Source organism: Microbacterium sp. NPDC055903 (assembly GCF_053615555.1).
In genome coordinates this window covers 1142395-1156741 of sequence record NZ_JBSHCA010000001.1, presented here as the reverse complement: position 1 = coordinate 1156741, position 14347 = coordinate 1142395, and the positions used below count along the sequence as shown (strand labels likewise).

Sequence of the window (14347 nt, the reverse complement as noted above, 5' to 3'; positions counted from 1 at the left end):
CCGCTCATAGCGTAACCCGTGCCCCAGACGGCGCCGTGGCGGGTGCGGCGGCTCAGATCGAATCGCGTCTGGCGGAGATCTCGGAGCCTGCCGTGCCGTCGGAGTACGCCACGCGGATCGTCGGGTTGCTGAGCCCGAGGTTGATCAGCGATCGTCCGATGGTGATCGTGGCCCTGCCGTTGTCGCCGAACGTGACGGTGCCTGCCTTCGCCGACCCGTACCAGACCGTCGCCGTCGAGCCCGGTTCGCCCGAGACCGTGAGGATGTACTTCCCGAACAGCGAGATGCCGAGGAGCTTGATCGGCTCCTCCTTCGCCATGCTCACGAACGCAAGCGGATCCGGTGCGGGAGGCTGCGGCGGATTCGTCGGGGTCGTGGGTGTCCCGGGATCCGTCGTCCCCGGATTGCTCGTGCCAGGATCGGTCGTCCCCGGCGTGCCGGTTCCGGGAGTGGAGGTGCCCGGCGTGCTCGTCCCAGGGTTCGAGGTGCCAGGAGTCGACGTCCCAGGGTTCGAGGTGCCAGGAGTCGACGTCCCAGGGTTCGAGGTGCCAGGCGTCGAGGTGCCTGGCTCGGATGCTCCAGGGCCGGTCGTGCCCTGATCCGAACCTCCGGGAGCGCTCGATCCTGGTGCGTTCGGAGACGCGGTCTCCGAACCACGCGGCTGATCGCCCGACTCGGCGTCGGTGTCGAGCACGGCATCCGTCTCGGCATCCTCGCCGTCCGCCGCACTCGGACGTCCGCACGCCGCAGAGGGCGCCGCCGAACTCGCCTCGCCACCCGCGAACGCGGGACAGGGGATCGTCGGCGCGGACTGCTCGCTCTCCTGAGCCACCGCGGCCTCCACGTGCACGGGCGATCCGCTCTCGGCGGGCGGCGTCAGCATCCCGACCGCGATGACGATCGCACCGATGAGTGCTCCGGCGGCACCAGCCCACAGCGGCCACCCTCCGCCGACCTTGCGGGTCCGCGCCTTCGCGCTCTGCACCGGAGGTGCGGCGGGAAGGCCCGATGCTCCTGCCCGCGCCTCGCGGCGGGAGGTCACGATCTCGTCATCCGTGCCGCTCATGCCGCCACTCTCCGTGCTCGGAACCGGCCGGCCCAGAGCACGACGGCTCCGGTGCCCACGATGACGGCCGCGATGAAGACGATGTACCCCGAGACGCCGAGGTATCCGCCAGGAACCTGGTGCGGATCGAGGAACGGATACGGATACCACCACGGGTTCCCCGTCGCAGGGGAGGTGATGAATCCGGCCCGGATCATCGTGTACCCCGCCCAGACCAGCGGGAAAGCCGCGATCGCCGAAAGCGTGCGCCAGCCGAGCGCACGGCGACCTGGTGCGACGAGCACGTCGGCGAGCATCACGAGCGGGATGACCACGTGCAGCGTCTCGTTCGTCCACACGTCCGAGATGCCCGCGAGCGGGATGTTGCGCAGCAGCAGGTTGTAGACGATGCCCGTCACGATCATGTACGTGCTGGCGCACGCGAGCAGCACGGCCAGCCACGTGGGCTCCTGCGCATCGCCGCGTCGGCGCAGCAGCCAGAGACCGCCGATCACCAGCACGACCACAGCGGCCAGGTTGGAGAGGATCGTGAAATAGCTGAAGAAGTTCGCGATCACGGTGGGCAGATCAGAGCCCGCGGAGACGGCGTTGCCGATGCTCAGCATCAACTGTCTGGCGATCGCCGCGACGCCGAGGACGGCGGCGGCGAGACGGACATATGCCCACCACGTCATGATTCTCCTCCCGGAGCCACTGTAGCGGGCGCGCACCCTCGGTGATATGTCGATATGTCGGTTCCGGCCAGGAACCGCCCCTTCCGCGGCATCCCGGTATATCGCTAGGGTCGAAGCGACTGCGACCGGCAGGCGGGGGGAGGATGCATGAGCGGCAGCACGACGGTTTCCGAGGAGAGGCGACGGTTCCGGCCGAGGCTGGGGCTCAGCATCCAATCGAAACTGCTCATCATGCTGCTGGCGGTGAGCCTGGTGTCGTCGATCATCGTCGGCGCCGTCGGCTTCATCAACGGGAGGCAGTCGCTGCACGACTCCGCCGTCGACCAGCTCATCACCATCCGCTCGATGCGCGCGGCCGAGATCACGACGGCGATCGAGGCCGTCAAGCGGGACGCGTCCCTGCACTCCCGCAATCTCAGCGCGCAGAACCTGTCGACGGCGGTGAACGCCGGATTCGACGACCTCGCATCCCAGCAGATCGACGAGGAGGAGAGCGCGCGCCTGGACGCCTACTACGCCGACACCTTCCTCCCCGCTCTCGAGGAGCGCACCGGCGAGGAGTACGGCGACACCGCCTTCATCCCCGCATCCGTCGCCGGGCAGCACCTGCAACTCGCCTACACGCTCAACAACCAGGATCTCGACGCCGACTACGACGCGCAGCTCTCCTTCAACGATGCGGGCGACGGCACGACGTACGCCGAGGCCACCGGACGCTACGGCGACTACTTCACCCGCCTCATCGACGAAGCCGGCTACGAAGACGCCCTGCTGCTGAACCTCGAGGGCGACGTCGTCTTCTCCGCCTACAAGGGCGTCGACCTCGGCACCAACCTGAAGACCGGGCCGTACCGCGACAGCGCTCTCGCGCAGGCGTACACCGATGCCATCGCGACGAACTCCGTGAACACGGTGATGCTCGCCGATTTCGAACGGTGGATCCCCTCGATGAACGTCCCCGCGATGTGGGTCGTGTCTCCGGTCGGCAATGACGAACGCATCACGGGAGCCATCGCCTTCCAGGTCTCGATCGACACGATCAACGGCCTGACCACAGGCAACGAGGGCTGGAAGCAGCAGGGCCTCGGCGACACCGGCGAGGTCTACCTCGTCGGCCTCGACGACCTGATGCGCAGCAGCTCCCGCCGCCTCATCGAGGACCCGGACTCGTACGCTCAGCTCGCCATCAACGGCGGCACCCCGCCGAGCGTCGCCGAACGCATCGTCGAGGTGAACGGCACCGTGCTCCTGCAGCCGATCAACACCTTCGCCGTCGCCCAGGCGCAGTCGGGCAAGACCGGCACCACGACGGGCCCCGGATACCTCGGGATCGACAGCGTCACCGCCTACGCGCCGTTGGAGATCGAAGGGCTCGACTGGGTCATCATCGCCAGGATCGACTCCGAAGAGGCGTTCGAGCCGGTCGCGGACTTCACCCGCACCGTGCTGCTGTCGCTGCTCGGCATCCTCCTCGGCGTCTCGCTGCTCTCCCTGCTGCTCGCGCAGGTCTTCACCCGGCCGATCAACCGGCTGGTCGGCGCCGTGCACCGCGTCGCGGAGGGCGATCTCGACGTGCAGGTGCCCAAGGGCGGACGCGACGAGTTCGGCGACCTCGGCAGTGCGTTCAACGACATGGCATCCAGCCTGCGGGTCAAGCAGGAGCTCATCGAGGAGCAGCGCGCCGAGAACGAGAAGCTCCTGCACACCCTCATGCCCGAGAGCGTTGCAACGCGGTACAAGCAGGGTGACGAAGCCATCTCAGAGGCGCACGAGAACGTCTCCGTCGTCTTCGCCGAGCTCACCGGCTTCGACGACTACACCCGGTCGTTGACGCCTGAGCAGGAGATCGCTCATCTGAACACCCTCATGCGCGGGTTCGACGAGGCCGCGGAGAAGGCCGGCGTCGAGAAGGTCCGCACGCTCCGCGGCGGCTATCTCGCGTCCTCGGGGCTCATCGTCCCCCGCGTCGACAACGTGCGGCGCAGCGTCGACTTCGCCCGCAACCTCCTCGGCGTCATCGAGCGCTTCAACGCCCAGAACGGGGCGTCGATCGGCCTCCGCGCCGGCGTCGACACCGGAACGGTCACCAGCGGACTCGTCGCCCGCACGAGCCTCGCCTACGACCTGTGGGGCGACGCCGTGAACCTCGCGTACCGCGTGCGCTCGGTCACCGGCGAGCCCGGTGTGTACGTGAGCCAGACCGTCTACGACCGCACCCGCGAGATCTTCACCTATGTCGAGGCGGGAACGGTCGATGCGCACGGCACCACCGAGACCGTGTGGAAGGTGGCCTGACGTGATCGAGGACGCGTTCCGCGACGGCTGGGGCTGGTGGGTCATCGCGCTCGCCCTCGGCGTACCCGTGCTGCTCGTCGTGCTCACCGAGATCATCGGCGCGCTGCGTCGGCGGAACCATCCCCTCGCCGGTCCCCTCCGGCTGCTGCGCAACGGCGTCATCCCGGTGGGTGCCCTGTTCGCGCTGCTCGCGTTCGCGATCCAGTCGCCCGCCGACCAGGTGTGGACCAGGGTCGTCGCCACGGTGTTCGGCTTTCTCGTGATCCTGCTGGTGCTGTCCGGCTTCAACGTCGCGCTGTTCGCGAACGCTGCGCCGGGGTCGTGGCAGCAGCGCATCCCCACGATCTTCGTGGAGATCGCCCGCCTCGTGCTCGTCGGCCTCGGTCTCGCGCTGCTCTTCTCCTGGGTCTGGGGCGCGGATGTCGGAGGGCTCTTCACGGCCCTCGGCGTCGGGTCGCTCGTCATCGGCCTCGCGCTGCAGAACGCCGTGGGCGGCGTGGTCTCTGGTCTGCTGCTGCTGTTCGAGCAGCCCTTCAAGATCGGCGACTGGCTCGACACCGGCGGTGTCAAGGGTCGCGTCGTCGAGGTGAACTGGCGTGCGGTGCACATCGACACCGGCTCCGGCATCCAGATCGTGCCCAACTCGACGCTCTCCGGAGCATCCTTCACGAACATGAGCGAGCCGGACGGTCCGCACTACGCTGCCGCCTCCCTGAAATTCGCCACCGACGATCCGCCGCACGAGGTCATGGCGCTGCTCGCGCGCGTCGCCGACGCGCTGCCGATGCTGCTGCCCGGCGAGCGTGCAGAGGTGGAGTACGCAGGCTCGGCGGCCTACTCGGTCAGCATCCCCGTCGCCGGACCCGCGGATGCTTCGCGCACCCTCAGCCTGTACCTGTCGTGGGTCTGGTACGCCGCCCGCCGTCGCGGGTTCGCGCTCGACGGCGACACCACCGACCCGCTGACCGAGCCGGGGATGCTCGCCGCCGCCGTCGAGCAGGTGGCTCCCGTGCTGCACCTCGGCGACGAGGGCAAGGAGCTCGTGCTGTCCTCCGCGCGGCTGGAGCGCTACGGAGTGGGGGAGGTCGTGCTGCCCACCGGCGTCATCCCCGACGAGGTGCGGGTGATCATCTCCGGGCGCGCGACCCTGCACGTCGAGGCGCAGGGCGGAAAGGTCGAAGTGGGGATCGCGGAGACCGGTGAGCTCATCGGTCAGACCGCCCTCACCCGGGAGCGCTCGCAGGCGCTGACCTCGGCATCCGAGATCCTCACCGTGCTCGTCCTCCCGCTCGAGACCGTGGACGAGCTCATCCGCACCCGACCGCGCCTCGCCACCGAGATCGGCGAGTCCCTCGAGCTCAAGCGCAAGGCGGCCGCGCAGGCGCTCGCCGCGGTCGGCATCCCTCGGTCGGAGCTCGCTCCGCGGTAGCCGCAGACGCCTTCGGTAGGATGGGGTGGCCCGACTCGGGCCAGCTCATCGGCCGGTGCAAACCCGGCGAAGCAAGGGGGTACACCCATGCCAGGAATCGTGATCGTCGGCGTCCAGTGGGGCGATGAGGGCAAGGGCAAGGCCACCGACCTGCTCGGCGAGCGCACCGACTGGGTCGTGAAGTTCAACGGCGGCAACAACGCGGGCCACACTGTCGTCATCGGCGACGAGAAGTACGCGCTGCATCTGCTTCCCTCCGGCATCCTCTCGCCCGGTGTCAACCCGGTGATCGGCAACGGCGTGGTCATCGACCTCGAGGTGCTGTTCTTCGAGCTCGAAGCGCTCGCCGCCCGCGGCATCGACACCTCGCGTCTGCGCGTCAGCGCGAACGCGCACATCATCACCCAGTACCACCGCACCCTCGACAAGGTCACCGAGCGCTTCCTCGGCAAACGCCAGATCGGCACCACCGGTCGTGGCATCGGACCGGCATACGCCGACAAGATCAACCGCGTCGGCATCCGCGTGCAGGACCTCTTCGACGAGAACATCCTCCGTCAGAAGGTCGAAGGGGCGCTCGATCAGAAGAACCACCTGCTGGTGAAGATCTTCAACCGCCGCGCGATCACCGCCGACGAGATCGTCGAGGATCTGCTCTCCTACGCCGAGCGGCTGCGTCCGCTCGTGGCCGACACGGGGCATCTCATCGCCGAGGCGCTCGACCGCGGCGAGGTCGTCGTCTTCGAGGGCGGCCAGGCCACCATGCTCGACGTCGACCACGGCACCTACCCGTTCGTGACCTCGTCGTCGGCGACGGCGGGCGGAGCATCCACCGGTTCCGGCATCGGGCCTGGGCGCCTGGACCGCATCGTCGGCATCGTGAAGGCCTACACGACCCGTGTCGGATCGGGACCGTTCCCCACTGAGCTGTTCGGCGAGCAGGGCGAATGGCTGCGCAAGGTCGGGTTCGAGTTCGGCACCACCACCGGGCGTCCGCGCAGGGTCGGCTGGTACGACGCGCCCATCACGCGCTACGCCACCCGCATCAACGGCATCACCGACCTCGTGCTCACCAAGCTCGACACCCTCACCGGCCTCGAGGAGATTCCCGTCTGCGTCGCCTACGACGTCGACGGCGTGCGCTTCGACGACGTGCCCGTCAACCAGACCGACTTCCACCACGCGAAGCCGATCCTGGAGAGCTACCCCGGCTGGAGCGAGGACATCTCGACCGCGCGCAACTTCGAGGACCTGCCGCAGAACGCGCAGGACTACGTGCTGGCGCTGGAGAAGATGAGCGGCACCCGCATCTCGGTGATCGGCGTGGGCCCCGCCCGTGACCAGATCATCGTCCGCCACGACCTCGTGGACTGAGGGCAGGCTCGGCTCGACTCGGCGGATCTTCGCCTGGCGCTCGGGGTCGCTATTCGTCCGTGACTCCGACGCGAAACGCCAGTCGAGTGCGACGGCGAGTTCCTCGCTTGGCGGGTGCGGCCGGAATCGGCGCCGGATCCCGGCAATAAGTGGCAAATGCCCTCGTCCGGTACAGCGCGGACGCGGCCTGAAGGAGGAGCATGACGCAGTTCTGGGTGGGCGGCTACGGCGCCGACATGGGCGGCGCCGCCACGGGCATCGGCGTCCTGCGCGGCGATGAGGGGCGCGAGCCCACGACGCTCGCGTACCGGGATGCCGCGGCGTCGGTCGCCTCGCCGTCGTGGCTCGCGCAGCATCCCGCGCTCGACGTCGTCTACGCGGCGCTCGAGGGCCAGGGTGCCGTGCAGGCGTTCGTCCGGGCCGGTGAGGCCGTGCTCCGGCCGCTCGGCGAGCCGGTCGCGGTCGGTGACAGCGTGTGCCATGTCGCCGTCGCTCCGGGGGGCGGGTTCCTCGTCGCGAGCTGTTACGGAGACGGTCGGGTCGTGCGGGTGGGGCTGGATGCCGCAGGGCGTCTCGTACCGGATGCCGTCGACAAGGCCGCGGCGCTGCGCGCCGCGCTCTTCGAGGACGGTGAGGGTGAGGGCGCGGGTGGCGCTTCGGGGGCCGACGCGCCACATGCCGGACGAAACGGCGCGGACAGTCCGACGGGTGGCATGTCGGCCCCCGGTTCGTCGCGAGGCGCCGGCGCCGCAGCATCCGACCCGTACGCCGATCTCGCCCCCGACGGGGCGGAACCGCGGGTCTCGCATGCGCACGCTGCCGCCTTCCTCCCGGACGGACGCATCGCCACGACCGACCTCGGCTTCGACCTCGTGCGCATCTGGCGGGCCGGAGCCGCAGGTCTCGCACTCGACCACGAGGTCGTGCTGCCGAAGGGCGTCGGGCCTCGCCACATGGTCGTGCACCCGAGCGGTCATCTGCACGTGGTGACCGAGTACTCCTGCGAGGTGTTCACGCTGGCCGTCTCGCCGGACGGCGCCTGGCGCCTTGCCGCGGCGAAGCCGGTCTCGCCCGCCGCGATCGTCGGCGTCGACTTCCCGGCGGAGCTCTCCCGCTCCCGCGATGGCGAGACGCTGTATGCCGGGGTGCGGGGCAGCAACACCATCGCCGCACTGCGCGTGCGCGGTGACGGCTCGCAGCTCGAGCCGCTCGCGCTCGCCGATGCAGGCGTCGACTGGCCGCGCCATCACCTGCTGCACGACGGGCTGCTCCTGGTGAGCGGCCAGCGGTCCGACGAGATCGCCGTGCTCGACGTGGATGAGCGCACCGGCGCTCCGCGCGGCATCCGTCATCGCACGCCGGCCCCCGCCCCCACGCACCTCCTCCTCGCGCGCTGAGTCGGTTCCTGTCGCCTGGATGCCGTCCGGTTGCTTGCTGCGCTGGAGCATCCCGCTGACCGCGGCCGGTCACGCAAGAGGTGGGTGCAGCCGGCGGAGGCCCGCCGGAGGTGTGACCGGGCTACCGGTGCGGTCACGGTTCGGGCGGGATGCGGCGACGGAAGTCACCGGAGGTGTGACCGGGCTGCGGGTGCGGTCACGGGTCGGGCGGGATGCGGCGACGGAGGCCGCCACTACTGCGACCGGCCCGCTGGCCCGTCGCCTCGGCCGGCCGGTGCTTCCGCCCCCTCCCCCTTCCACCCCCTGCACCTCCTTGCCTGCCGCCCTCCTCGGACGGTCACGTAAAAGGCGGGTGCAGCCGGCGGCGGCCCGCCGGTGAGGTGACCCGGCTGCGGGTCCGGTCACGGTTCGGGCGGGATGCGGCGACGGAGGCCGCCACTACTGTGACCGGCCCGCGCCGGCCACCTCGGCCGGCCGGCCTCAACGCCACCGGCGACCGGCCTGCCGCGCCGCCGGGGAACAACCACCCCGTGACACGACGTTGCCCTTCAGCAAGACTGGAACCGACGGAGGGCGCGACGATGACGACTGATGAATACGACCTGATCGTGCTGGGCGGAGGCCCGGTCGGAGAGAACGTCGCGGACCGCGCCGTGCAGGGCGGGCTCTCCGCGATCATCGTGGAGGGTGAGCTCGTCGGAGGCGAGTGCTCCTACTGGGCGTGCATGCCGTCGAAGGCTCTGCTGCGCTCCGGTCAGGCGCTGCGCGCCGCCCAGCACGTGCCTGGTGCGGCCGAGGCCGTCACCGGAGTGATCGACGTGCGCGCGGTGCTCGCCCGGCGCAACAGCTTCACGAGCGACTGGAAGGACGACGGACAGGTCGCCTGGCTCGACTCGGCGGGCATCGCCCTCGCGCGCGGCCACGGTCGCCTCTCGGGCGAGCGAGAGGTCACGGTCACGGCATCCGATGGCACGACCCGCGTGCTGCGAGCCCGGCATGCCGTCGCGATCAGCACCGGAACGGATGCCGTCATCCCGCCGATCCCCGGACTGGCGGATGCCTCGCCATGGACGAGTCGAGAGGCGACGAGCGCCCAGGAGGTGCCTGACGCGCTCGCCGTCATCGGCGGCGGCGTGGTCGCCGTAGAGATGGCCACCGCCTACGCGACCCTCGGCTCGCGCGTGACGGTGATCGCCCGCAGCGGACTGCTCGCCGGCCTCGAGCCGTTTGCCGGAGAGCTCGTGGAGCAGGGGCTGCGCGAGCTCGGCGTCGACGTCCGCACGCACACGGCGACCGAAAGCGTGCGCCGCGACGGCGGAACCGTCACGGTCGTGCTCGCCGGAGGCGAGGAGATCACGGCATCCGAGGTCCTCGTCGCCACCGGTCGCCGCCCCCGCAGCGGCGACATCGGCCTGGACGTCGTCGGCCTCGAGCCCGGTCGGTACCTCGAGGTGGACGACACCCTCCGCGTGCCTGGGACGCCGTGGCTGTACGCGGTCGGCGATGTGAACGGCCGAGTGCTGCTCACCCACCAGGGCAAGTATCAGGCGCGCGCCGCCGGAGACGTGATCGCTGCGCGCGCTGTGTCGGATGCCGTCGACGACGCCGCCTGGGGGCGGCACGTCGCGACGGCGGATCACGCCGCCGTTCCGCAGGTGGTCTTCGGCTCGCCCGAGGTCGCCTCGGTGGGTCTGACGGCGGATGCCGCGCGAGAGGCAGGGCACGAGATCGAGGTCGTCGACTACGACCTCGGCCATGTCGCGGGCGCGAGCCTCGTCGAGGATGGCTACAGCGGCAGGGCGCGCATGGTGGTCGACACGGAGCGCGAGGTCATCCTCGGCGTGACCTTCGTCGGACCGGACGTCGCAGAGCTCCTGCACGCGGCGACGGTGGCGATCGTCGGCGAGGTGCCGATCTCGCGCCTGTGGCACGCCGTTCCCGCCTACCCCACGGTGAGCGAGATCTGGCTCCGACTGCTGGAGGGCTACGGCAGGCAGTCGGCGTGATGATCCGCACCCATCCGCTTCGGCCGCGGCTCCGAACTCTTGAGGACGCCGGCATTGTGTCGCAGATTGACGGTGGTTCGAGGTCGGCCTCGTCCATGTCGGAGCCGTCTTATACGCTCAGAACCTGAATCCGAGGAGGACAGGAATGAAGGCTGTACTCGCAGGAACCGTCATCGCCCAGGCCGAGGACGACGAGCTCGTCCGCATCGAGGGCAACTGGTACTTCCCGCCCTCCTCGATCACCCCCGGCGTGCTCGTCGAGAGCCCGACGCCGTACACGTGCCCGTGGAAGGGCGTGTGCCAGTACTGGTCGGTGCAGGCGGCGGGGGAGACTTTCGCCGACCGGGCCTGGTCGTATCCGCATCCCTATCCCTCCGCGTTCGAGCGGGTGGGCACCGATTTCTCCGGCTACGTCGCGTTCGCACCAGACGTGCAGGTCGGCCCCTGACCCCCGAGCGAGCCGAGGCGACCGCATGATCGAGTTCCGTTCCGTATCCAAGCGCTTCCCCGACGGCACCCTGGCGGTGGACGACTTCAGCCTGGTGCTGCCGTCGCGCAAGACGACGGTGTTCGTCGGGTCGTCGGGCTGCGGCAAGACGACTCTTCTGCGCATGATCAACCGGATGGTCGAGCCGACCGGCGGCGACGTCGAGATCGACGGCGAGAGCGTGCTCGGCGGCGACCCCGTCGCGCTGCGGCGCCGCATCGGCTACGTCATGCAGAACTCGGGTCTCATGCCGCATTTCACCGTGATCGCCAACGTCGCGACGGTGCTGCGGCTGAACGGTGTCGCGAAGAAGCAGGCGCACGCGCGCTCGCTCGAACTCCTCGACACGGTCGGGCTCGACCGCGCGCTCGCCGAGCGGTATCCGAGCCAGCTCTCCGGCGGACAGCAGCAGCGTGTGGGTGTCGCCCGTGGTCTCGCGGCCGACCCGAACATCCTGCTCATGGACGAGCCCTTCGGGGCCGTCGACCCGATCGTCCGCGCCGACCTCCAGCAGGAGACCATCCGTCTGCAGCGGGAGCTCGACAAGACGGTCGTCTTCGTGACCCACGACATCGACGAGGCGTTCCTCCTCGGCGATCAGGTGGTCATCCTCGACAAGGGCGCACGCATCGTGCAGGTGGGCAGCCCCAGCGAGATCATCGAGAATCCAGCGGATGCCTTCGTCGAGGCGTTCATCGGAGCCGACCGTGGCCGTCGGGCTCTTCGGCTCAAGCAGACGCCGCGCGGAACGGTGGTCGTCGACTCCGAGGGGCGCACGCAGGGCGCGCTGATCGAGGACACCGCATGAACTGGGTCCTCGACAATCTCGATCGCATCGCCGCCCTGACCGGCGTGCACCTGCAGCAGAGCATCGTGCCGATCGTTCTCGGCTTCGCGATCTCCGTGCCACTGGGATGGATCGCCTGGCGCTACCGCCTGGTCAAGGGCCCCATCATCGTGCTCACGGGCCTGCTCTACACGATCCCGTCGCTCGCGCTGCTGATCCTGCTCCCGACGGTCTTCGGATACTCCGCGATCAGCCCGCAGAACCTCGTCATCGCCCTGACCATCTACGCCGTCGCGATCCTCGTCCGCTCCGTCGCCGACGGCCTCGACTCCGTCGACGAATCGGTGCGCCAGGCCGCCACGGCGGTCGGATACGGCGCTGCGCGCCGCTTCTGGACCGTCGAGCTGCCGCTCGCAGGGCCCGTCATCCTCGCAGGGCTCAGGGTCGCGGCAGTGAGCACCATCTCGCTCGCCACCGTCGGCATCCTCATCGGGGTGCAGAACCTGGGCTACCTCTTCACCGACGGCCTCGACCGGCGCATCATCGCCGAGGTGCTGGCCGGTGTCGTCGCCGTGGTGCTGATCGCGCTGGTGATCGACGCTCTGCTGCTGCTCGCGGGCCGAGCGCTCATGCCGTGGACGAGGGCGCGCACGACGACTGCCGTGGCGGAGAAGAGCGCGGCGCACGCTGAGCCCGTGACGGCGGGAGCGCCGGTATGAACGTCTTCGCAGAGGCCTTCGCCTGGCTGTTCTCCCCCGACCGGCTCGAGGGATCGTACGCGTTGCCCGTCCTGTTCGGTCAGCACCTCTGGTTCACGGCGATCTCCGTGCTCATCGCGGTCGTGATCGCCGTGCCGCTCGGCTGGCTGATCGGGCACACCGGCAAGGGCCGGGAGATCGCGGTCGCCGTGTCGGGAGCGGCACGCGCCGTGCCGTCTTTCGGGCTCATGGTGCTGCTCGTGCTGCTGCTGGGCGTGCTGCGCATCCCCGAGGCCGCGATCATCACCTTCGTGCTCCTCGCGATCCCTTCCCTGCTGGCCGGTGCGTACACGGGTCTCGAGGCCATCGACCGCAGGGTGCTGGACGCCGCACGGGCCATGGGGATGACCGAGTGGCAGGTGTTCTGGAAGGTCGAGGTACCGCTCGGTCTGCCGCTGCTCGTCGGCGGCCTGCGGGGCGCGTTGCTGCAGGTCATCGCGACGGTCACGATCGCCGCCTACGTCAACCTCGGCGGCCTCGGCTGGCCGATCATCCAGGGGATCCCCTTGCAGCGCTTCGACCAGGTGTTGGGCGGGGCGATCCTCGTCGCTGCGCTCGCCCTCGCCGTCGATCTTCTCCTCGCCCTCGCCCAGCGTGCGGCAGTGCCCGCCGGCATCCGCGTGCAGCAGGCGGGCTCCGCGCGCCTGCGCCCCGGACGCAGCACCGCCCTCACCCCCGCGTGACCCAGACTCCCCACCAAGAGAGGAACACCATGTTCACCGCACGAAAGACTCGTCTCGCCCTCGCGGGCTCCGTCGCGCTCGCGGCCCTCGTCCTCGCCGGATGCTCGAACAGCAACCCGCTCGAGACCACCCCCTCCGATGACACCGGTTCGGGGGAGGGCTCGAGCGAGACCATCGTCGTCGGCTCGCAGGCCTACTACTCCAACGAGATCGTCGCCGAGATCTACGCTCAGGCGCTCGAGGGTGCCGGCTTCGACGTCGACCGCCAGTTCAGCATCGGCCAGCGCGACGCGTACATCCCCGAGCTCGAGTCCGGCGCGATCGACCTCTTCCCCGAGTACACCGGAAACCTGCTGCAGTTCTACAACCCGGATGCCGAGGAGACCAGCCCCGAGGACGTCTACGCGGCCCTGCAGGACGTGCTCCCGGAGGGGCTCACGGCGCTGGACTACTCCGAGGCGACCGACCAGGACACGTACACGGTGACCACGGCATTCGCCGAGGCGAACGGACTCACGACCATCGCGGATCTCGCAGGTGTCGAGGGGACGGTCACGATCGGCGCTGCCCCCGAGTTCGAGGAGCGGCCGTACGGCCCCGCCGGCGCCAAGGAGCTCTACGGCGTCGACCTCGCCTTCTCGGCGACGGGCCCGACGACGCTCGAGTCGCTGCTAGCCGACCAGATCCAGGTCGCGGACATCTACTCGGCTGACCCCGCGTTCCAGACCCAGGACATCGTCGCGCTCGAGGACCCGGAGAACCTCATCCTCGCCTCGAACGTCGTCCCGATCGCCTCGAGCGACGTGGCCGACGAGGTCGCCGACGTGATCAACGAGGTCAGCGCGGCTCTGACGGCGGACGACCTTGTCGCCCTGGGCGTGCAGAGCACGGTCGACCAGCTGTCGTCCGAGGAGATCGCCACGCAGTGGCTGACCGACAAGGGCCTCGTCTGACGCCTGAGGCGCACAACCCCCGAGCTCGCTGAGCTCCACCCGCTCTGAGCTCGCTGAGCCTGTCGAAGCGCACTTTCCCGTGGACCCGCTTCGACAAGCTCAGCGAGCGGGGAAAGCGTCGCTCAGCGTGCAGGAAGCGGGCTTGGTTTGTTCGAGTTCGCTGAGCCTGTCGAAGCGGAGTTCCCTTGCGGCGCGCTTCGACAAGCTCAGCGGGCGGAAGGTGGCGTTGAGCGGCAGGAGGCGGGCTAGGTTGTTCTAGTTCGCTGAGCACCGCCTCTTCTGAGTTCGCTGAGCCTGTCGAAGCGGAGTTTCCCTTGCGGCGCGCTTCGACAAGCTCAGCGGGCGGGGAAAGCGTCGCTCAGCGTGCAGGAAGCGGGCTTGGTTTGTTCGAGTTCGCTGAGCCTGTCGAAGCGGAGTTCCCTTGCGGCGCGCTTCGAC

General features: G+C 69.5%; 12 protein-coding genes. 10 read left to right on the top strand and 2 right to left on the bottom strand.

The window, feature by feature from the left end:
* Window positions 1-52 precede the first annotated feature (52 nt).
* Window positions 53-1066, bottom strand: a complete 1014-nt coding sequence (locus ACWGJP_RS05265) for a hypothetical protein (RefSeq protein ID WP_452328703.1) — start codon at window positions 1064-1066, stop codon at window positions 53-55.
* Complete coding sequence (locus ACWGJP_RS05260) at window positions 1063-1740, bottom strand: Pr6Pr family membrane protein (RefSeq protein WP_452328702.1); 678 nt, start codon at window positions 1738-1740, stop codon at window positions 1063-1065. Before ACWGJP_RS05260 ends, ACWGJP_RS05265 begins: the two co-directional genes overlap by 4 nt.
* A 147-nt stretch (window positions 1741-1887) precedes the next feature.
* Here ACWGJP_RS05260 and ACWGJP_RS05255 point away from each other — a divergent pair, with 147 nt between their 5' ends.
* From ACWGJP_RS05255 to ACWGJP_RS05210, 10 genes are all read left to right on the top strand, one after another.
* Complete coding sequence (locus ACWGJP_RS05255; protein ID WP_452328701.1) at window positions 1888-4035, top strand: adenylate/guanylate cyclase domain-containing protein; 2148 nt, start codon at window positions 1888-1890, stop codon at window positions 4033-4035.
* 1 nt (window position 4036) lies between these two features.
* Complete coding sequence (locus tag ACWGJP_RS05250; RefSeq protein WP_452328700.1) at window positions 4037-5464, top strand: mechanosensitive ion channel domain-containing protein; 1428 nt, start codon at window positions 4037-4039, stop codon at window positions 5462-5464.
* A gap of 87 nt (window positions 5465-5551) precedes the next feature.
* Window positions 5552-6838: an adenylosuccinate synthase gene (locus ACWGJP_RS05245; protein ID WP_452328699.1), complete on the top strand. Its 1287-nt coding sequence runs from the start codon at window positions 5552-5554 to the stop codon at window positions 6836-6838.
* A 200-nt stretch (window positions 6839-7038) separates the two neighbouring features.
* A complete protein-coding gene (locus ACWGJP_RS05240; RefSeq protein ID WP_452328698.1) occupies window positions 7039-8235 on the top strand; it encodes a lactonase family protein in 1197 nt (398 codons plus the stop codon).
* A 581-nt stretch (window positions 8236-8816) separates the two neighbouring features.
* Complete coding sequence (locus ACWGJP_RS05235) at window positions 8817-10241, top strand: dihydrolipoyl dehydrogenase family protein (protein WP_452328697.1); 1425 nt, start codon at window positions 8817-8819, stop codon at window positions 10239-10241.
* A 145-nt stretch (window positions 10242-10386) separates the two neighbouring features.
* Window positions 10387-10689 (top strand): DUF427 domain-containing protein, encoded by a 303-nt coding sequence (locus ACWGJP_RS05230; protein ID WP_452328696.1) that lies wholly within the window; start codon window positions 10387-10389, stop codon window positions 10687-10689.
* 25 nt (window positions 10690-10714) lie between these two features.
* Window positions 10715-11536 (top strand): ABC transporter ATP-binding protein, encoded by an 822-nt coding sequence (locus ACWGJP_RS05225; protein WP_452328695.1) that lies wholly within the window; start codon window positions 10715-10717, stop codon window positions 11534-11536.
* Complete coding sequence (locus ACWGJP_RS05220) at window positions 11533-12234, top strand: ABC transporter permease (RefSeq protein WP_452328694.1); 702 nt, start codon at window positions 11533-11535, stop codon at window positions 12232-12234. The genes ACWGJP_RS05225 and ACWGJP_RS05220 overlap by 4 nt, the downstream gene beginning before the upstream one ends.
* On the top strand, window positions 12231-12956 hold the full coding sequence (locus ACWGJP_RS05215) for an ABC transporter permease (RefSeq protein WP_452328693.1): 726 nt from the start codon (window positions 12231-12233) through the stop codon (window positions 12954-12956). The genes ACWGJP_RS05220 and ACWGJP_RS05215 overlap by 4 nt, the downstream gene beginning before the upstream one ends.
* Window positions 12957-12985: 29 nt before the next feature.
* Entirely contained in the window at window positions 12986-13909 is a 924-nt protein-coding gene (locus ACWGJP_RS05210) for an ABC transporter substrate-binding protein (protein ID WP_452328692.1), read from the top strand.
* The last annotated feature ends 438 nt before the right edge of the window (window positions 13910-14347 follow it).